General features: G+C 35.8%; 16 protein-coding genes. 15 read left to right on the top strand and 1 reads right to left on the bottom strand.

What is annotated here, in order from left to right; genetic code table 11:
- Positions 1-19 precede the first annotated feature (19 nt).
- The 10 genes from murQ (at position 20) to O1A01_RS19990 (ending at position 11,717) form a co-directional block, all read left to right on the top strand.
- A complete protein-coding gene (gene murQ, locus O1A01_RS20035) occupies positions 20-940 on the top strand; it encodes an N-acetylmuramic acid 6-phosphate etherase (protein WP_066421012.1) in 921 nt (306 codons plus the stop codon).
- Between the two features lie 15 nt (positions 941-955).
- Positions 956-2,275, top strand: a complete 1,320-nt coding sequence (locus tag O1A01_RS20030; RefSeq protein WP_066421011.1) for an ABC transporter substrate-binding protein — start codon at positions 956-958, stop codon at positions 2,273-2,275.
- Between the two features lie 189 nt (positions 2,276-2,464).
- Positions 2,465-3,382, top strand: coding sequence for a carbohydrate ABC transporter permease (locus O1A01_RS20025; RefSeq protein ID WP_066421008.1), 918 nt, complete (start codon positions 2,465-2,467; stop codon positions 3,380-3,382).
- A gap of 15 nt (positions 3,383-3,397) precedes the next feature.
- Positions 3,398-4,288, top strand: a complete 891-nt coding sequence (locus O1A01_RS20020) for a carbohydrate ABC transporter permease (RefSeq protein ID WP_084380723.1) — start codon at positions 3,398-3,400, stop codon at positions 4,286-4,288.
- A 10-nt stretch (positions 4,289-4,298) separates the two neighbouring features.
- Positions 4,299-5,405 (top strand): ABC transporter ATP-binding protein, encoded by a 1,107-nt coding sequence (locus O1A01_RS20015; RefSeq protein ID WP_066421006.1) that lies wholly within the window; start codon positions 4,299-4,301, stop codon positions 5,403-5,405.
- 19 nt (positions 5,406-5,424) lie between these two features.
- Entirely contained in the window at positions 5,425-6,096 is a 672-nt protein-coding gene (locus tag O1A01_RS20010; protein ID WP_066421004.1) for a YesL family protein, read from the top strand.
- An 11-nt stretch (positions 6,097-6,107) separates the two neighbouring features.
- Positions 6,108-7,268 (top strand): exo-beta-N-acetylmuramidase NamZ family protein, encoded by a 1,161-nt coding sequence (locus O1A01_RS20005; RefSeq protein ID WP_066421002.1) that lies wholly within the window; start codon positions 6,108-6,110, stop codon positions 7,266-7,268.
- A 14-nt stretch (positions 7,269-7,282) separates the two neighbouring features.
- Positions 7,283-8,878, top strand: coding sequence for a beta-N-acetylhexosaminidase (gene nagZ, locus O1A01_RS20000; protein ID WP_066421000.1), 1,596 nt, complete (start codon positions 7,283-7,285; stop codon positions 8,876-8,878).
- Entirely contained in the window at positions 8,875-10,044 is a 1,170-nt protein-coding gene (anmK, locus tag O1A01_RS19995; protein WP_066420998.1) for an anhydro-N-acetylmuramic acid kinase AnmK, read from the top strand. The genes nagZ and anmK overlap by 4 nt, the downstream gene beginning before the upstream one ends.
- A 449-nt stretch (positions 10,045-10,493) precedes the next feature.
- Entirely contained in the window at positions 10,494-11,717 is a 1,224-nt protein-coding gene (locus O1A01_RS19990) for an IS110 family RNA-guided transposase (protein WP_270064820.1), read from the top strand.
- Between the two features lie 270 nt (positions 11,718-11,987).
- Here the strand turns inward: O1A01_RS19990 and cysK are convergent, their stop codons facing one another.
- Positions 11,988-12,917, bottom strand: coding sequence for a cysteine synthase A (gene cysK / locus O1A01_RS19985; protein ID WP_270064819.1), 930 nt, complete (start codon positions 12,915-12,917; stop codon positions 11,988-11,990).
- A gap of 114 nt (positions 12,918-13,031) precedes the next feature.
- Here cysK and thpR point away from each other — a divergent pair, with 114 nt between their 5' ends.
- From thpR to pulA, 5 genes are all read left to right on the top strand, one after another.
- Positions 13,032-13,592, top strand: coding sequence for an RNA 2',3'-cyclic phosphodiesterase (thpR, locus tag O1A01_RS19980; protein WP_066413238.1), 561 nt, complete (start codon positions 13,032-13,034; stop codon positions 13,590-13,592).
- 6 nt (positions 13,593-13,598) lie between these two features.
- On the top strand, positions 13,599-13,997 hold the full coding sequence (locus O1A01_RS19975; RefSeq protein ID WP_235858078.1) for a CidA/LrgA family protein: 399 nt from the start codon (positions 13,599-13,601) through the stop codon (positions 13,995-13,997).
- Positions 13,994-14,674 carry an LrgB family protein gene (locus O1A01_RS19970; protein WP_066413237.1) on the top strand — a complete coding sequence of 227 codons (681 nt, stop codon included), beginning with the start codon at positions 13,994-13,996 and terminating at the stop codon, positions 14,672-14,674. The genes O1A01_RS19975 and O1A01_RS19970 overlap by 4 nt, the downstream gene beginning before the upstream one ends.
- Before the next feature lie 83 nt (positions 14,675-14,757).
- Positions 14,758-15,690 carry an NERD domain-containing protein gene (locus O1A01_RS19965; RefSeq protein WP_066413235.1) on the top strand — a complete coding sequence of 311 codons (933 nt, stop codon included), beginning with the start codon at positions 14,758-14,760 and terminating at the stop codon, positions 15,688-15,690.
- 98 nt (positions 15,691-15,788) lie between these two features.
- The gene (gene pulA, locus O1A01_RS19960; RefSeq protein WP_066413233.1) at positions 15,789-17,939 is read left to right on the top strand and encodes a type I pullulanase; all 2,151 of its coding nucleotides are present in this window, start codon (positions 15,789-15,791) and stop codon (positions 17,937-17,939) included.
- Positions 17,940-18,008: the final 69 nt, after the last annotated feature.

Genomic DNA, 18,008 nt, shown 5'->3' with positions numbered 1-18,008 from the left:
AATAAAGGTGATGTGATTAATGGGAGTAGAAAACTTACAGAGTATAATAACTGAGCAACAAAATAGAAAGACGCTACAAATAGATAGGCAAAGTACAGAAGAGATACTTTCAATTATTAATGAAGAAGATCAAACGGTACCACATCATATTAAAAAGGAAATAGGTAGTATATCCGCAGTAGTAGACCAAGTAGTTGCTGCTTTTGAAAACGGTGGTCGTTTGTTTTATATTGGTGCTGGTACATCTGGGAGAATTGGTATTTTAGATGCTTCTGAATGTCCTCCAACTTATGGTACACCACCTGAAATGGTTCAAGCTATTATTGCGGGTGGAGAAGAAGCTATTTTTCGAGCGGTAGAAGGTGCAGAAGACAATGAGCAACTCGGTGCAGATGATATCGAAAAATATAAAATAACGAAAAAGGATGTAGTAATAGGAATTACTGCTAGTGGAAGAGCACCTTACGTATTAGGTGCCTTAAAAAAGGCCAAAGCGATAGGTGCAACTACAGTTTCTTTTACTTGTGCAAAAAAAGCAATACTTAATGAAGTGGCAGATTACAAAATTAATATAGAAGTAGGTCCAGAAGTTATTACTGGTTCCACTAGAATGAAAGCTGGGACTACTCAAAAGTTAGTTTTAAATATGATTACTACCTCATCTATGATAAAAATCGGTAAAGTGTATCAAAATTTAATGGTTGATGTTCAGCCTTTAAATAAAAAGTTAGTCGATCGAGCAAAACGGATCATTCAAAATGTTACTGGCTGTACAATGGAAGAAGCATCAAAGCTTTTTGAACAATCTAACGGAAATCCGAAATTAGCTATCATTATGTACAGTTGTGATGTTGATGTTCAAACAGCAATAAATCTATTAAATTCTTCACACGGGTTCGTTTATAAGGCCATTAAGGCTTATAATAATAATATAAACTAAAAGGGGAGTATGTGAATGAAAAGGGGTTTTAGTTTAGCGTTAATTTTATTACTCGTAGCATCTATCATATTAGGTTGCTCCAACAGTTCTTCGTCAGGATCCAAAGACGTTGTAAAAGTATGGACATATCCTGTTCACGGTGATTATGAGCCAGAACTACAAGAGTTAATTAAGTCATTTGAAGCAGAAAACGAAAATATTAAAATCGAGTATGAAGTATTATCATGGGCAGAAGGTCCGCAAAAATTTGATATTGCTTTAAACTCAGGAAATCCACCAGATATTTACTTCGGTAAACCACAAGGTAAATATGTAGACTCTGGGCTTGCTGTTGACTTAACAGGTAAGCTAAATGTAAATGAAAGTGATTATAACGATGTTGCATTAGACCATATGAGAATTGAAGGCGGTTTATACGGCTTACCTATCTACATGTTCCTACATGTATGGGGTGGTAATAAACAGCTTATGGAGCAATATGGAATTGATTATGAGAAAATTCAAACAGAGGGCTGGACTTGGGCAGAATTTAAAGAGTTAGCAGCTAAAGGTGTAACGACGAAAGCTTCCGGAGAGCAACAGTACGGTTTTGTTTTCCAAGGAAATAACGAAGAATTATTAGATCATTTAGCTTTAAATAATGGGCTTCCATATCGTTTCAACGAAGATGGTATTACATGGAACGATGATAAAATATTAGAAACGATGCAGTATATTCGTAGTTTAATAGATGATGGCATTATGCCAAGAGAAACAGCAGCTGTTGATCCAGCTAAACGTATGGAGCTATATTACAACCACCAAGCATTATTTTTCGGCCGTGCCATCCCTTATTTTGATCCAGTAGTGGAAGCACATAATGAAGAAATTAAAGAAGGTAAAGTTGAAGGAGAAGAAGTTAATTTCGTTCTTTTACCAATTCCACATAACGAAGGTCAAGAGCAAGTTTCATTCGGTGGTTCAGAAGGATACATGTTATTCACGCAAAAAAATGCGAAAGAAGACCATGTTAACAACAGTATTAAAGTGTTAGAGCATTTAACTAGTGCTGAAGCTGGTCAATCAGCTGCTGCATTAGCTTTACCACAAGTTCATAAAGATGCTGAAGGTAAGTTTGAAATGCCATTAGCTCCTTATAATGAAGTAGCGGCAGAGGTACTTGCTTCTAAAGTATTACCACCAGCTAAAGTGTCTGCAGCTGCAAAAGCGAAAGATGATCGTTTCCGTACGGAAGTCGTAATCCCTACATTCCAAGGAATATTAAGTGGAGAGGTTACTCCAGAGGAAGCATTAGAAACATTTAAAACTAAAGGAACTGAAATTTTTGCTAAGTAATGAAAAGTGGGGAGGGGGAATGTGCCTCTTCCCCTTTTTCTACAAAACTAGTCATGTATTATAACGTTAGTGTCCTAGGCAATCATAAGCCATTTTCTTCTATAAAAATAATTAGGAAACTGTCTTATGCTTGTCAGGACTGACAGCAAAAAATATGTGCATACGCTTTTAAAAAAAGGAGGGGTTTCGATGTCGAGCAAAGCTGATATAACTGTTCCAAGAAAGTTCGATATCTCCCAATTCATAAAAGATTATGGTTGGTGTTACGCATTTATTGCAATTCCGATAGTGTTGTTTTTAATGTTTACTTTGTTTCCAGTAGGCTATGCATTCATTATGAGTTTTCAAAAATACCATGTATTAGGTTCCACATGGGTAGGCTTAGACAACTATAAAACGATGCTTCAAGATGATATTTTTTGGAAGTCGATGAAAAACACATTTATATTTACGATAGGAACCGTTCCTGTCAATGTTGCTATCACATTATTCCTTGCAGTTCTCATTTTCCCAAGAGCACAAAAAGCCCAAACTTTTTTTAAGGCTTCTCTTTACTTACCTACTGTCGCATCTGGAGTAACAATTGCCCTCGTCTGGTTTTGGATTTATGATCCTACAACAGCTGGTTTATTTAATATGTTTCTAGGGTTGTTAGGGATTGATAACGTCATGTGGCTAGGACAAAGTAGTACAGCCTTACTATCTATTATGTTAATGTCCTATTTAACAGGTCATGGAGCAGGTATTATTCTTTACTTAGCTGCAATGGGTGGTATTCCAAAATCTCTTTATGAAGCAGCTGATATTGATCATGCTTCTAGTTGGTCAAAATTTAAGAATATAACATGGCCATTATTAAAACCGACAACATTATACTTGTTAGTTACTGGTATCATTATGAGTTTCCAAGTATTTATGAGCATTTATTTAATGACCCAAGGTGGTCCTAACTTTGCAACAACAACCATTGCTTATTTAATATATGTACATGCGTTTGAATATTATCAATTCGGTCTGGCAGCTGCAGAATCTTTTGCACTAGGAGCAATTATTATTGTAGCTTCTGTCATTCAATTTAAAGTAATGTCTTCGGATGTTGAGTTCTAGAAAGGGGGCGTCATAATGGAAGTTAAAGTGAATCAAACAGAGTATGCCCAAATCGCATTAAAAAAAGAAAAACAGCGAAATAGAAAAAAGAAAATTTATAGTGTTGTAAGCTACGCAATATTATTGTTTTGGGTTGTTCTTACAATTATTCCTTTATACTGGATGGTTATCTCTTCATTTCGTGATACAACCGTATCCGTTTCATTTCGCCCGGAATGGTTTCCGTCGCAACTTACACTATCAACCTATATTAGGTTTTTAACAGAAACGGATGCATTAAGATGGTTATTTAACAGTTTGTTCGTATCGAGCGTATTAACACTTACAAATGTCATTTTTTCATCTTTAGCTGGTTACGCATTTGCAAAGCTTAAATTTCCAGGGAGAAATACAATCTTCTGGATCTTGCTTAGTACGATGATGATTCCTGCTCAAGTAACATTAATTCCTGTTTACATTATGATTGTTAATATTTTCGGTTTAGTAGATACGTATCTTGCTATTATGCTTCCGATGTTTACAGTAGTAGGAAATATATTTTTAATGAAGCAATATATGTCAACGCTTCCGACAACATTGATTCAGGCTGCAAGAATAGATGGGTGTAGTGAATTTGGTATTTTTCGAAAAGTTATACTACCTATTTCAAAGCCTGGAGTTGCTGTATTAGCGATATTTACCTTCGTATCAACATGGAATGAGTTCTTTTGGCCATTTCTAGTTACGCAATCTAGCTCAATGAGAACGATACAAGTTGGTCTAGCAAGTTTTAAATTCCAAGATGCTACTGATTATGGGGCTATGATGGCTGGTTCAGTACTCGCTGCATTACCTATGTTTATATTATTCTTTGCGTTACAACGATATTTCCTCCAAGGTATTACGATTGGTGCAGTGAAAGGATAGGTGAATTTTTATGGCAAGAATATTGATGGAAAATATAACGAAAACATTTATAGATGATAAACGAGGTGGCACGTTTACAGCAGTAAATGATGCTAGTTTTGAAATAAAAGATAAAGAGTTTTTAGTATTCGTTGGTCCTTCTGGATGTGGCAAAACGACGAGTCTTAGAATGATTGCTGGATTAGAAAGACAAACTTCAGGTAATATCTATATTGATGAAAAATTAGTTAATAATATGCATCCGAAAGATCGTGATATTGCGATGGTTTTCCAAGACTATGCTTTATATCCGCATATGACAATCGAGGAAAATTTGGCGTTCGGTTTAAAAAACATGAAAGTATCTAAGCAAGAAATTAAAGAAAAAATTGACTATGCGACGAAAATATTAGGTTTAGAACAACTTCTTGATAGAAAGCCGAAAGAACTCAGTGGTGGTCAGAGACAGCGTGTTGCGGTCGGACGTGCAATTGTACGTGACCCAAAAGTGTTTTTGTTCGATGAACCACTTTCTAATTTAGATGCTAAACTACGTGTACAAATGAGGATTGAACTTGCGGAGTTACATAGAAGATTAGGCGCAACTATCGTTTATGTAACACACGATCAAGTAGAAGCGATGACGCTTGGCGAACGAATTGTAGTTATGAACCAAGGAGAAATACAACAAATTGCTACACCGAGAGAATTGTACCGAAATCCAGCTAATATGTTTGTAGCAGGATTTATCGGTTCACCACCGATGAACTTTTTTGATTGTGTCTTAGAAACAGCATCAACGATAAAAATTGGTGACTTGACCTTTACTTTACCTGAAAAATTAATAGAACGATATAGAAGTTTTGTCGGGAAGAAAGTAGTATTAGGGTTAAGGCCAGAAGATATATATGATGAAGAATTTGCTTTTTCTGTAAATAAAACAAATAAAGCTCGGATGAAAGTGAAAGCGATAGAACATTTAGGTGGAGAAAATTTAGTTTACTTTCATGTTGGTGAGCGTATTATTACAGCGAAAGTTAGTGGGGAAAGCTTTATAAGAGCTGGTGAAGAGAAAAGCTTCGTATTCAACTTAGAAAAAATGCATCTCTTTGATCCGGTAACAGAAAAACGTATTTAACATAAAGGGAGAGATTAATATGGATGGATTAACACACGTATTACGGATAACGGGAAAAGAGTATTATAAACATATTGTATCGATGGTATTAATAAGTTTAATTATTGCTACGATTGTTAGTCCTTCCGTCTTTCTTATTAAACTTCCTTTTGCTGTACTCTATTTATTACTAATTAGTGGACCTCTTTTAGTAGGAGCTGCATGGACGGTTCAGCAATTATTATTAGATAAAGGTACGTCTGTTTGGAAAACATTTTTTATCGGTATGAAGAAATACTTCTTTTCTAGTATTGCATACAGCATGTTTTTATCGTTTTTCATCATAATTGTGTTAGCTTCTTGGTGGCATTGGAGTCAAGTTGGCGGCACCTTTGCTTTTGGTTTGGCTTGCTTCCAAACGTATTTTTGCGGAATGATTTTTATGAGTCAAATCTATACGTTACCTCTATTAGTAAAGTACGAATATTCATTAAAAAACAGTATTTTTTTAAGTGTAAAATACTTAATTAAAAATCCAATATATACGATGCTAGCATTTATACAAATTGTATCTATCTTTGCTTTATTGTTATTAACAGTAGTTGGATTAGTTATTATTTTCCCGAGTTTGTCGACGCTGTTTAGCAATTTAGTAGCAAGCAATGTGATTGCGAATGACAATGAAGTCGAGTATCACTCTTTAAGTGTGTAAGGAGGAAAAGGATGATTCACGTTTCATATGGGATTGATACGTTTTTAACAAATACATTGGAAAAATGGTCTGGAAAGCGGATAGCACTTGTAACGAACCAAACGGGGATTACGTCTTCTTATCAATCTACTATCGATGTTTTAAATAGGGAAAAATCGATACAGTTAGTTAAATTATTCGCATGTGAACACGGTATACGGGGTAACGTGCAAGCGGGAGTCCATATAGAAAATCACAAGGATGAGAAAACTAGTTTACCTGTTTATAGTTTATACAGTACTTCGAAAAAGGTATCTACAACATTATTAGAAGATGTAGATGCCGTTTTTTTTGATATTCAGGATGTAGGAGTACGTTTTTATACGTATTTAGCAACAGTTAAAAATTTGATGGAAGCTTGTTTACAAACAAATACTTCTCTAGTTGTTATGGATCGACCTAATCCAATTGCACCGTTTACGGATGGAAATATATTAGAGGATGATTTCACCTCATTTGTTGGTCCGTACCGTTTGCCTATTTGTACCGGACTTACGGTAGGAGAGTATGCTCAGTTAATAAAAGTAGAATGTTTTCCAAAAGTAGACTTACATATTAGTAAAATGAAAAATTGGAATCGATCGATGTGGGGAGACCAGTGGAACAATGTTTGGATACCACCATCACCTAATATTCCTCATGCTACAACGACTCTGTATTATCCGATAAGCTGCTTCATTGAAGGAACTAATCTTTCAGAAGGAAGAGGAACTACAAAGCCGTTTGAATGGATTGGAGCACCGTGGTTTAAAGTAGATGAGGTAATAAGTCATTTTACTAAGAAGGAATTAGCAGGAATTAAAATTATACCCACTTACTTTACGCCGACAATGAGTAAGCATCATGGGGAATTTTGCTCTGGCATTCAATTAGTAATAACGGAACGTACTGAAATACATATTGCAAAAACGGCATATGAATTGTTACAAACAATTTTTGCAGTTCATAAAGAAGCAGACTGGCTACCGCCGTTTAAAAAAGGAATGCCCCCCTTTATCGATTATTTGTGGGGAACAGACAAAGTAAGAAAAGGGATAGATGATGGAAAGTCATATTGTGAATTAACGATAGACTGGTCAAAAGGAATAGAAGAGTGGAAAAGTAGGATACAAACAATTTTACTATATTCATAAAGGGGATTGGTGAAATGAAAAACGTAAGAACGATGACATTAAAAGAAAAAATTGGTCAAATGTTTATGGTCGGATTTTCAGAAAAGGAACCGAGTGTCGAAATACAAACGATGATTGAACAATATCATGTAGGGGGAGTTATTTATTTTACGAGAAATATTGAATCTCCTGAGCAAGTTCATCGTTTATCATCACAGTTACAACGATTCGTACCGACAAATCCGTTATTCATTTCGATTGACCAAGAAGGTGGTATGGTCGCTAGAATTACCGAAGGAGTAACGTTGAGTCCTGGTAATATGGCGTTAGGTGCAACCCAAAATAAGGAAGCCGTGTATCAATTAAATAAAATAGTAGCAAGTGAGTTAACAGCTCTAGGTATTAATATGAATTTTTCACCGTGTATCGATGTTAACAATAATCCTAAAAACCCTGTTATTGGTGTGAGGTCTTATGGAGAAGATCCTTATTTTGTTGCTGCCATGGGGAATCAAGCGATTGACGGTTTACAGTCAGAGAATGTTTCTGCTGTTATAAAGCATTTCCCAGGGCATGGCGATACAAATGTTGATTCTCACTTATCACTTCCGGTTATTCCGCATTCATTAGAGAGATTAAAAGAAATAGAGCTAGTACCATTTGCCTCAGCTATTAAGCAAGGGGTAGATGCTGTAATGGTTGCACACGTTTCTTTTCCTGCTATCGAACCAGATAACGTTCCAGCAACATTATCAAAAAGGATGATAAATGGCTTGCTAAGAAATTATTTGCAATACGATGGAGTTGTTATGACCGATTGTATGGAAATGAATGCAATCATAAATTATTACGGAATAGAGGAAGCGACAATACTTGCTATTGAAGCAGGCAATGATATTGTTCTGATAAGTCATTCATTTGATAGGCAGCAAAGAGCAATAAAGGCTGTAATAGGTGCTGTAAATGACGGTCGTATTTCGGAAGACGCTATTAATCAGTCGGTGGAACGCATTTTACGATTGAAACAGAAGCGTCAACTACAAAAAGAAATGCAAAACTGGAATAGTGCTAAAAAGAATATTGCACAATCTGATAACTTAGCTTATGCACAAAAAATAAGTGAACAATCGATAACAGTATTAAAGGATAATGGTGTTTTACCTATTGATAAAGATTCCAACACTTTACTTGTTTCAGTTAACCCTAACGTTGCAACAGAGGTGGATGAAACGTTGGCAACGAATGTCACAATAGGAACATATCTTGGGCAACATATAACGAGTTTAGAAGAGGTTCATGTAACAACAACCGTTACTGATCAAGAAATGACAGAAATAATGTTGATGGCAAAAAATGCGGATAAAGTTATCGTTACAACGTACCAAGCTAGTGCAAACCCTAGTCAAGTATCATTAGTTCAAATGTTATTAAAACAATATAATGAAAAATTGGTGGTTGTTGCTTTAAGAAGCCCATACGATATTGAGCTTTTTCCAAATGTAGCTACATATATTGCTACTTATGAGAGTAGACCATTAGCATTACAGTCAGTTAGTAAAGTATTGATAGGTGAATTACAAGCTAGTGGGCAACTTCCTGTCCAGCTTCCGATGGATGTGTACCGGTCATGATACCTTCTTTACAAAAGCTGTGGACTAAGAATGAAAAAATAGGTATTGGGCTTATGTCTGGAACATCTGTCGATGGGGTGGATGTAGCTGTTATTAAAGTCAGTGGAAATGGGTTAAGTACTAAGTATTCCTTACTAGCTTTTGATACTATCCCTTTTCCAGAAAAATTAACCGAACGAATATTTAATCAGTTTAATCCACAAACAAGCTCTGTTGATGTTTTGTGTAGTATTAATTTTGAATTAGGAACTATATTTAAAGATGCTGCAGAGAAGGTTGTGGAAGCAAGTGAGCTTAGAAAAGAGGATATAGATTTCATTGGATCACACGGACAAACGTTTTATCATATCCCAAAAGAAAAAGAAGGGTTACTTCGCTCTACTCTTCAATTAGGGGAGGCTTCTATTTTAGCACAACATTTTCAATGTCCGGTTGTGTCAGATTTCCGAGTTCGCGATATTGCAGCGGGTGGAGAAGGGGCACCTTTAGTTCCTTATATAGACTACTTAATGTTTGGTCAGCAAGAAAAAAATATCGCTTTGCAAAATATCGGTGGAATTGGAAATGTTACTTTTTTGCCAAAGGGGTTAGAAAAAGAACACGTCATTGCGTTTGATACTGGTCCAGGTAACATGGTAATAGACGAGGCAGTGAAAATATTAACGGGTGGAAAGCTACAATTCGATAATGAAGGTGAAATTGCTAAAAAAGGAACACCTAATAAGGAAACAGTCGCCCGTTTGCTTGAAAATCCCTACTTTTCTTACAACATACCAAAAAGTACTGGAAGAGAGCGGTTTGGTGCTCAATATACGCGAGAGTTAGTCTCTCAATTGAGGGAACAGCAGTTATCGATAGAAGATATTATAGCTACGGTTACGATGTTTACAGCAGCATCTATCATAGATCAATATAAACGGTTTATTCCTCAAGGAATAGATGAATTGATTGTAAGTGGTGGTGGAGCGTACAATAAAACGCTGTTGAAGTATTTAAGTGAGTCTTTTTGTGTGAAGACGCAGGAAGATATCGGGTTTTCGAGTGATGCAAAAGAGGCGATTGCTTTTGCTCTTTTAGCGAATGAAACACTTTCTGGGAATGCTAACAATTTGCCTGTTGCGACAGGGGCGAATGAGTCGGTTGTGTTAGGGAAAATTATTATATAATGAGAAAGGCTTCTCTTCTTTAATAAAAAGAGAAGCCTTTCTATATATTTCGCAAATGGAATCTGTCACCTTGAAATAGGAGTCACTTGGAATTAATCCGTTCCTCTACGCTACGGACATTTGCTTTCCGCGGGCGTGGCTTGAGCCTCCTCCTCGCTCCGCTCGTGCGGGGTCTCAAGGCTCACGCTTCCCCCGCAGTCTTTCATGTATTACAAGCTATACACCACAGAGAATGAAAATGGTTTTTGCGTGGCTATACTAATGCTACGGCTGGATGAGGAAGGTCGTGACTCCTTGGTGTGTGTGAGCCCTCCCCGCAGTCTGACTCCTTCGACCACGGTGCATCACAGATTGTTGCTCCCTTTATGGGAAGCACTCATGGTAGATTAACCCTATTCTGGTTGTTGCACCAGCCTCAAATTTGCTTTGCCGTAGAAAGGATGTTTTCAATGGAAGTAATCATTGAGAATGCTTGTGGTATGGATGTCCACAAGGATAACATTACTGCATGTGCCATTACAGCAAAAGGAAAGGAGATTGAAACTTTTTCAACTAAAACTATATATCTTATAGAGTTGGTGGACTGGGTTAAGAAACACAACTGTACCCATGTGGCGATGGAAAGTACAAGTGTCTACTGGAAACCTATTGTCAATTTACTAGAAGCAGAAGGTATTGAATTTCTAGTTGTGAATGCTCAACATATTAAAGCTGTTCCTGGGCGTAAAACCGATGTGAAAGATGCCGAATGGATTGCCAAATTACTTCGTCACGGTTTACTTAAAGCTAGTTATATTCCTGACCGAAATCAGCGAGAATTACGTGAACTTGTGCGTTATCGTCGTAGCATAATTGAAGAACGTGCCAGACAATATAATCGGATTCAAAAAGTGTTAGAAGGAGCTAATATCAAGCTTGGCTCTGTTGTTTCTGACATTATGGGAGTTTCTTCTCGTGATATGCTTCGATCCATAGCGGAAGGGAATGAAGACCTTGAAGAGTTAACAAACTTTGCGAGAGGAAGAATGAAAAATAAAAAAGATGAATTGAAACTCGCACTTCAAGGGTATATTCAAGAACATCAACGATTTATGATAAAAACGATTATGGATCATATCGATTTCCTAACTGAGCAAATCGATAAACTAGACAAAGAGATAGAAAAAAGGATGGAAGACGATCAAGAAGACATAGATCGTTTAGATTCCATTCCTGGCATTGGAAGAAAAATGGCGGAACAAATGCTTGCAGAAATTGGTCCAAATATAAAAGAGCAATTCCCGACTGCACCCCAACTATGTTCATGGGCGGGTTTAGTTCCAGGAAATAACCAAAGTGCTGGAAAACGTAAGTCATCCAAAACGATGAAAGGAAACAAATATCTTAAATCAGCACTCATTGAAGCAGCTCATTCTGTTCGAGGGTCTAAAAACTACCTTGGTGCACTTTACCGTCGGACTGCTTCACGTAAAGGTAAAAAGCGTGCAGCAGTTGTTGTAGCCCATGCGATGTTACGAATCTCCTATTATCTCTTAACACGAAAGGAAATGTACGTAGATCTAGGAGAAGACTACTTCGATAAGCAAAGACAACAGTCCATTGTTAGACATTCACTACGAAGATTAGAAAATTTAGGCTACACCGTGACACTAGTTGAACCAAAAGTTTCATAAAGCGATCCCAAAAAGTCGATAGATTTTTGAGTATGACGCTCTCCTCAAAAAACAAGAATAAGCTGCGTCTAATTTAGTATTGCCATTTTTCCATATTTTAGTGTTATATTTTCATGGTAGGAGTCAAATGTCCTCCGCTCCGATCCACTCACGTTTCTAAACATTGAAATTATGAAACATAAAACGTGAAAAGTTGTTTCGTATTACGCATTTCCCCTTCTATTGTTTAATCAATAGTTTTTTCCTTGGTGTTTTCTTTATTAGAATTTACTACATCATAAATAAATCAGTTGATAAGTATCTTTCGCCTGTGTCGCAAGCGATGCAAACGACGATGTCGTCCTTGTTGAGTCGTTTTGCTACTTCGATAGCAGAGAAGCATGCCGCACCTGAAGATGGGCCTACAAGTATACCTTCTTCTGATGCTAACCTTCGAGCAGTTTCGTAAGCATCTTCATCTTTAATTTTAAAAATTTCTTCATACACGTCTTGGTTTAGTATTTCTGGAATAAACCCCGGGCTCGTGCCAACTAGTTTATGCTTTCCGGGTTTACCACCAGATAAGACAGGTGAGCCGGCGGGTTCTACTACGTGAACAGTGACGTTTGGATATTTTTCCTTTAATACTTCGCCCGTACCCGTAATCGTGCCACCAGTTCCAGCTGTCGCGACAAAGGCAGATAAAGGCTTTCCTATTTGGTCCATCGCTTCTATAATTTCTTTTGCCGTAGTATGTCTATGAGCATCAGGATTTGCGAAGTTTTCAAATTGCATCGGCATGAAGCTATTAGGAATTTCATTAACAAGTTCTTCTGCTTTTTTTATAGCACCAGGCATTTTATCCTCACCCGGAGTTAAAACAACGTCTGCTCCGTATGCTTTTAATAAATTAATTCTTTCTTGGGACATCGTATCTGGCATAACAAGTATTGCTTTATACCCGCGAGCTGCTGCATTCATAGCTAGCCCAATTCCTGTATTGCCACTCGTTGGTTCGATAATTGTAGCACCAGGTTGGATAAGTCCTTTTTTTTCAGCTTCTACAATCATATTGAAGGCAGCACGATCTTTTACACTTCCGCTTGGATTAAAAAATTCAAGCTTTAAGTAAACCGTTGCCGCGCCTTTCGGAACGAGTCTATTTAATTTAACTAATGGCGTATTTCCAATAAGGTCTGCCATACTGTTTATAACTTTCATTCTAACACGCCTTTCTTTCTTCTATTAATCCAATCTGTATAATTTGTATTTTACCATATAATATTAAAAAGAATAGAAATACGACCATACATAATAAGAGAGGATAAGATACGTATGAATACACAAAAACATTATTTTCTTGCAGTTAAACTTCCTGAAACAATAAAAAACGATTTTGCACTATATACAGAAAAAATAAAAGACGAACTTCCTTTTCAAAGGTGGGTTCATCGTGAAGACTTGCATATTACACTTGCATTTTTAGGGTATGCAACAGAGGAGCAATTACACAACATAAATAAAATAATGCCGTCGATTGCAAAGAAATATGAAGCTCTTTCATTAAAATTAACCACTTTAAATACATTCGGAAAGAAAGAAAGTCCGAGAATTTTATGGTATGGAGTAGAGGACAATAGTGAATTACACGCACTGAGACAAGATATATTTTTGGAATGTGAACGATTAGGTTTTTCTTTAGATAAGAGACCGTTTCATCCGCATATTACGTTAGCTCGAAAGTGGAAAGGGGGAAATTTCTCAGAGGAATTTTTAATACCTTTCCATACAATCAACAGGCTTTTTTTAGCAAGCGAATTTGTTCTTTATCAAACTAATCTTCAATCTGTACCAAAATATGAGATAATACATTCATATACATTTAAAGAGGGGTAACGAAAAGTGAAATGGTTAAAAATAATGTTTCAAATTATCATTCTTTACGGCTTTTATCGAATAGGCGTCGTTATTCAACAAACGTGGAATATTCCGATTCCAGGTAGTGTTATTGGAATGGTACTATTATTTCTATTATTAATGCTAGGAATAGTTAAAGTAAACACCCTCAAAACAGGAGCATCTACATTATTAGTTTATATGCCACTATTATTTATTCCAGCAACAGTCGGTGTAATGGATTACTTTTCCTTATTTGTAGGGAAAGGCTTTTTGGCCATTTTAGCTGTTTTTATTAGTACATTATTAGTGATGCTCATCTCAGGATTGTTAGGTCAAAAAGCAGCCACTTACTTAGAGAAAAAAGAAGAGCAAAATAATAGTAAAGAAGAGGAAACAGCATGAGTAGTTTCTTTATATTGCTAACGATTATCGTATTTTTAGCGATGAGAAAATTGTACATTAAAATAAAGAATCCACTATTGTTGCCAATCGTTACAAGTGTAATAGCTATTATCGTTATTTTAATATTATTTGATTTCGAATATGAGACGTATATGACAGGTGGAAGATGGATTCATGAATTGCTAGGTGCAGCTGTTGTAGCTTTAGCATATCCACTTTATGAACAAAGAAAGAAAATGATAAAATATAAAACTCCTCTTTTCATCGGAATTGGTAGTGGCATCACTTCTGGTATTGTAACAGGCTTCATTTTTGTAAACTTTATTTCATTAGATAAAAGTATTGCTATTTCGATACTACCAAAGTCAGTAACTGCACCAGTTGCAATGGATTTAGCTACTATTTCAGGTGGTATTCCAAGTTTAGCGTCAGTTTTTGTCATGATTGCAGGCGTTAGTGGTGCTGTTTTAGGGCCGTATATTTTAAAAAGTGTAGGGGTAAAGCATTATATTGGAATAGGTATAGCGTACGGGTGTGCATCTCACGGTATAGGTACTGCGAAGGCGATAGAATATGGTGAAAAGGAAGGGGCAGTTAGCTCTATTAGTATGACATTGTCTGCCTTAATCTATGCACTAATTTTACCTCACGCTATTAGTTACTTCATGAGTTTTTAAGGTTCTCACATTAAGATTTACATTATAGGCGATTATAAAAGGCAAGATTTTCTCATCTAAAGGGAAATAAGGAAGGGTTACTTATGGCACAACTGTTAAAATTACAAGATTATATTTCTCGTTATGAAACAGACATATATCGATACTCTAATCAATATATTCGATTTAAGAAGCAGCAGTGGAATGCATTACAACAAGCAAAAGAAAAACTACATACAGAGCCAACTTTTTCTGAGGAGATGGCGGAAGAGCAAAAAGAAACGAGACTATCAAGTCTCTGGAATAATATAAAGCGGAAAAAAGACGAAACACCATTCATAAAAGAGGAACAAAATAATAATGAGAACGGTGAACTCCTTATAGATTACAAACATATTATTCAAAATAGCCGTTCTGAAAAGGAAGAAAAACAATTATTTTTAGATGCGCTATACCCATATCAATTAAGATGGGCGAGTTCTACTATACGAGAGATGTCATTTTTAAATAAAGAATACAAACAAGATCCACTGTTAAAATATTTTTTACAACGTTTTCCGGATACATACTTTTTAATGTATCATCCGATTATTATTGCAAAGCAAGCACCAGTCCAATTAGAACATATTTTCATAACCCCAACGGAAATAGTATGTATGACAGTATTAGAAGAAGGGGAAGGATATGTGTACTTAGGGGAAACCGGTCGTTTTTGGAAGTTGAGGGATGGACAATCAGAGCGTAAGATTGTTAATCCGTTAATTAGTTTAAATAGAATGTTTAACATCGTCCAAAACATAAAAGAGCATTATTCGATTGAAATACCTATAAAGAAGGTTGTTTTATGTAAGGATGGCTATATCGATTTTGCTGACAAACCGTCTGATATTGAATGGATAGATAAACGATCCTACGAAGACTGGTTTACAAAAATGCGAAAAAACACGCTAAGTATGAAACACACACAATTAAAAATTGCTACAAAACTTTTACAACATTGTCAATCTACGTTTGTAGAGCGGCCGGAATGGAAATAAGTAAAGAGTAAATGTTTTATTAATTGTATGCTCATTTTTTCAAGTGATAAAATGGGCATTTCTTTATATGTTATATGTTTAGTAAAGGGGTGATGAAATTGTTAGTAGTAAAAAGAGATTTTGAAGCATTTTTAGACAAAATGGATGAAATAACGATACTTCTTCCGAATAACACTTTTAATGGCGACAGTACTCATTTTACAATAACATACAATGACAAATCAGAGCCTTTAACAATTACGGATGTACAACAATTAGAAAATGCCAAAAAATACGTATGCAGTTCTGCCTTTCCGCTAAAGGTTGAGAATAGCTATACAATAATAGATGAACATAACCGAAAAACGGATCTGCAAATCGGGGCTGTTATAAGAACGGAATTATTTGACGAACTTTTTTTCTATGATAAAAACGACCTCGGTGTAACGTATAGTCAGGAAGAATGTAGTTTCTGCCTATGGGCACCTTCCGCAAGTGCAGTAAAAATAAAAATAACTACCCCTGAAGGAAAAGTCTCGAAATACAGTTTAATTCGATCAGAAAAAGGTACATGGAGAATTACGTTAAAAGGGGATTTAGAAAAGTATGAATATACTTTTTTAGTATGTGTAAATTTAATATGGCGAGAAGCTATTGATCCATACGCAACAGCTGTAACCGTTAATAGTTCTGCGGGAGTTATTATTAATCCAAAAAAAATAAAGGAAGTAAAAAAATTCAGTTTGCCAACTTTGCAAAACCCTACAGATGCGATCATATATGAGCTTCATATTCGTGATTTTTCTGTTCATCCTTCTAGCGGTATGAAGCATAAAGGTAAATATTTAGCTTTTACTGAAAAAAACACAACAACATTAAATGGAAAGCCTTCAGGACTACATTATTTGAAAGATTTAGGTGTTACGCATGTGGAATTACTTCCAGTGAACGATTTTGGTGGAGTAGATGAAGAAAATCCATCAGCACAATATAATTGGGGCTATAACCCAATTTGTTTTAATAGTCCAGAAGGAAGTTATTCAGAAAATCCATCAGATCCTTATAGTAGAATAGTGGAGCTCCAAAAAGCTATTCAATCATTACATGAGGAAGGATTAAAAGTAATTATAGATGTAGTTTATAATCATGTATATGTAAGAGAAGATTCGTCTTTTGAAAAAATAGTACCCGGGTACTATTTTAGACATGATGAACATGGGATGCCATCGAATGGCACAGGAGTTGGCAACGATATTGCTTCTGAACGAAAGATGGTACGAAAGTTTATTATAGACTCCATCGCTTTTTGGTTAACAGAATATGATGTAGATGGCTTTAGGTTTGATTTAATGGGTATTTTAGATATCACTACGATGAACAGTATAAGAGAAAAAGTAGATAGTATTAAACCTGGTTGTCTACTATTAGGAGAAGGTTGGGAACTTAATACTCCTCTTCCTTCCAATGAAAAAGCAATGATTAGCAACAGTAAGCTAACGAATGGAATAAGTTATTTTAATGATTATTTTCGAGATCAAATAAAGGGGAGTACGTTTAATTTGTTTGATCGAGGGTATGTATTAGGAAATAAACATAAAATAATATCGTTAAAGCAAAGCGTTGCGGGGTCTGTAATAAGTGGAAACGAAGGAAAAGGATTGTTTCATAGCCCATCTTGCTCTGTAAACTATGTCGAGTCTCATGACAACCATACGATGTGGGATAAGATGAATGTTTGCCTTGCACATGAAAATGAAGTAGTAAGGAAGAAACGTCAGCAACTAGCAATTTCGATCGTCCTTTTATCACAAGGTATACCATTTCTACATGCTGGCCAAGAGTTTTTTCGGACGAAAAATGGTGATGAAAATAGTTATCGTTCACCTGACAACATTAATTGGTTAGACTGGGCTAGAAAAGACGAGAACGAAAGTACCGTAAAATTTGTAAAAGGGTTAATTTCAATAAGAAAATCCCATGGGGCTTTTCGATTTTCATCGAGAGAGCAAATTAAGGAACATCTAGTATTTTTTAAGGAGTCGGAAAATACGCTAGCTTATCATCTTACAAATGTAAAAAAATATGGAGAATGGAAAGATATAGTTATTATTCATCATAGCGGTTTAGAAAACATAAAAATTGAACTCCCAAACGATCAAGAATGGAAAATGCTTGTATATGATCAAAAATCTAGTATTACGCCACTGTTTTCAGTGAAAAAAATCATTGATATGCCTATAATAAGTACCGCCGTTTTAATGCAACAATAATTGGTTTATAACAAGTACTTGATTTAATAAGAAAATGGAGATAAAATTTAAAAGATAGCTATTGTAAAT

This window comes from Sutcliffiella sp. NC1 (assembly GCF_027594365.1).
Lineage (GTDB): Bacteria > Bacillota > Bacilli > Bacillales > Bacillaceae_I > Sutcliffiella > Sutcliffiella cohnii.
This window is presented reverse-complemented; position numbering and strand designations above follow the sequence as displayed.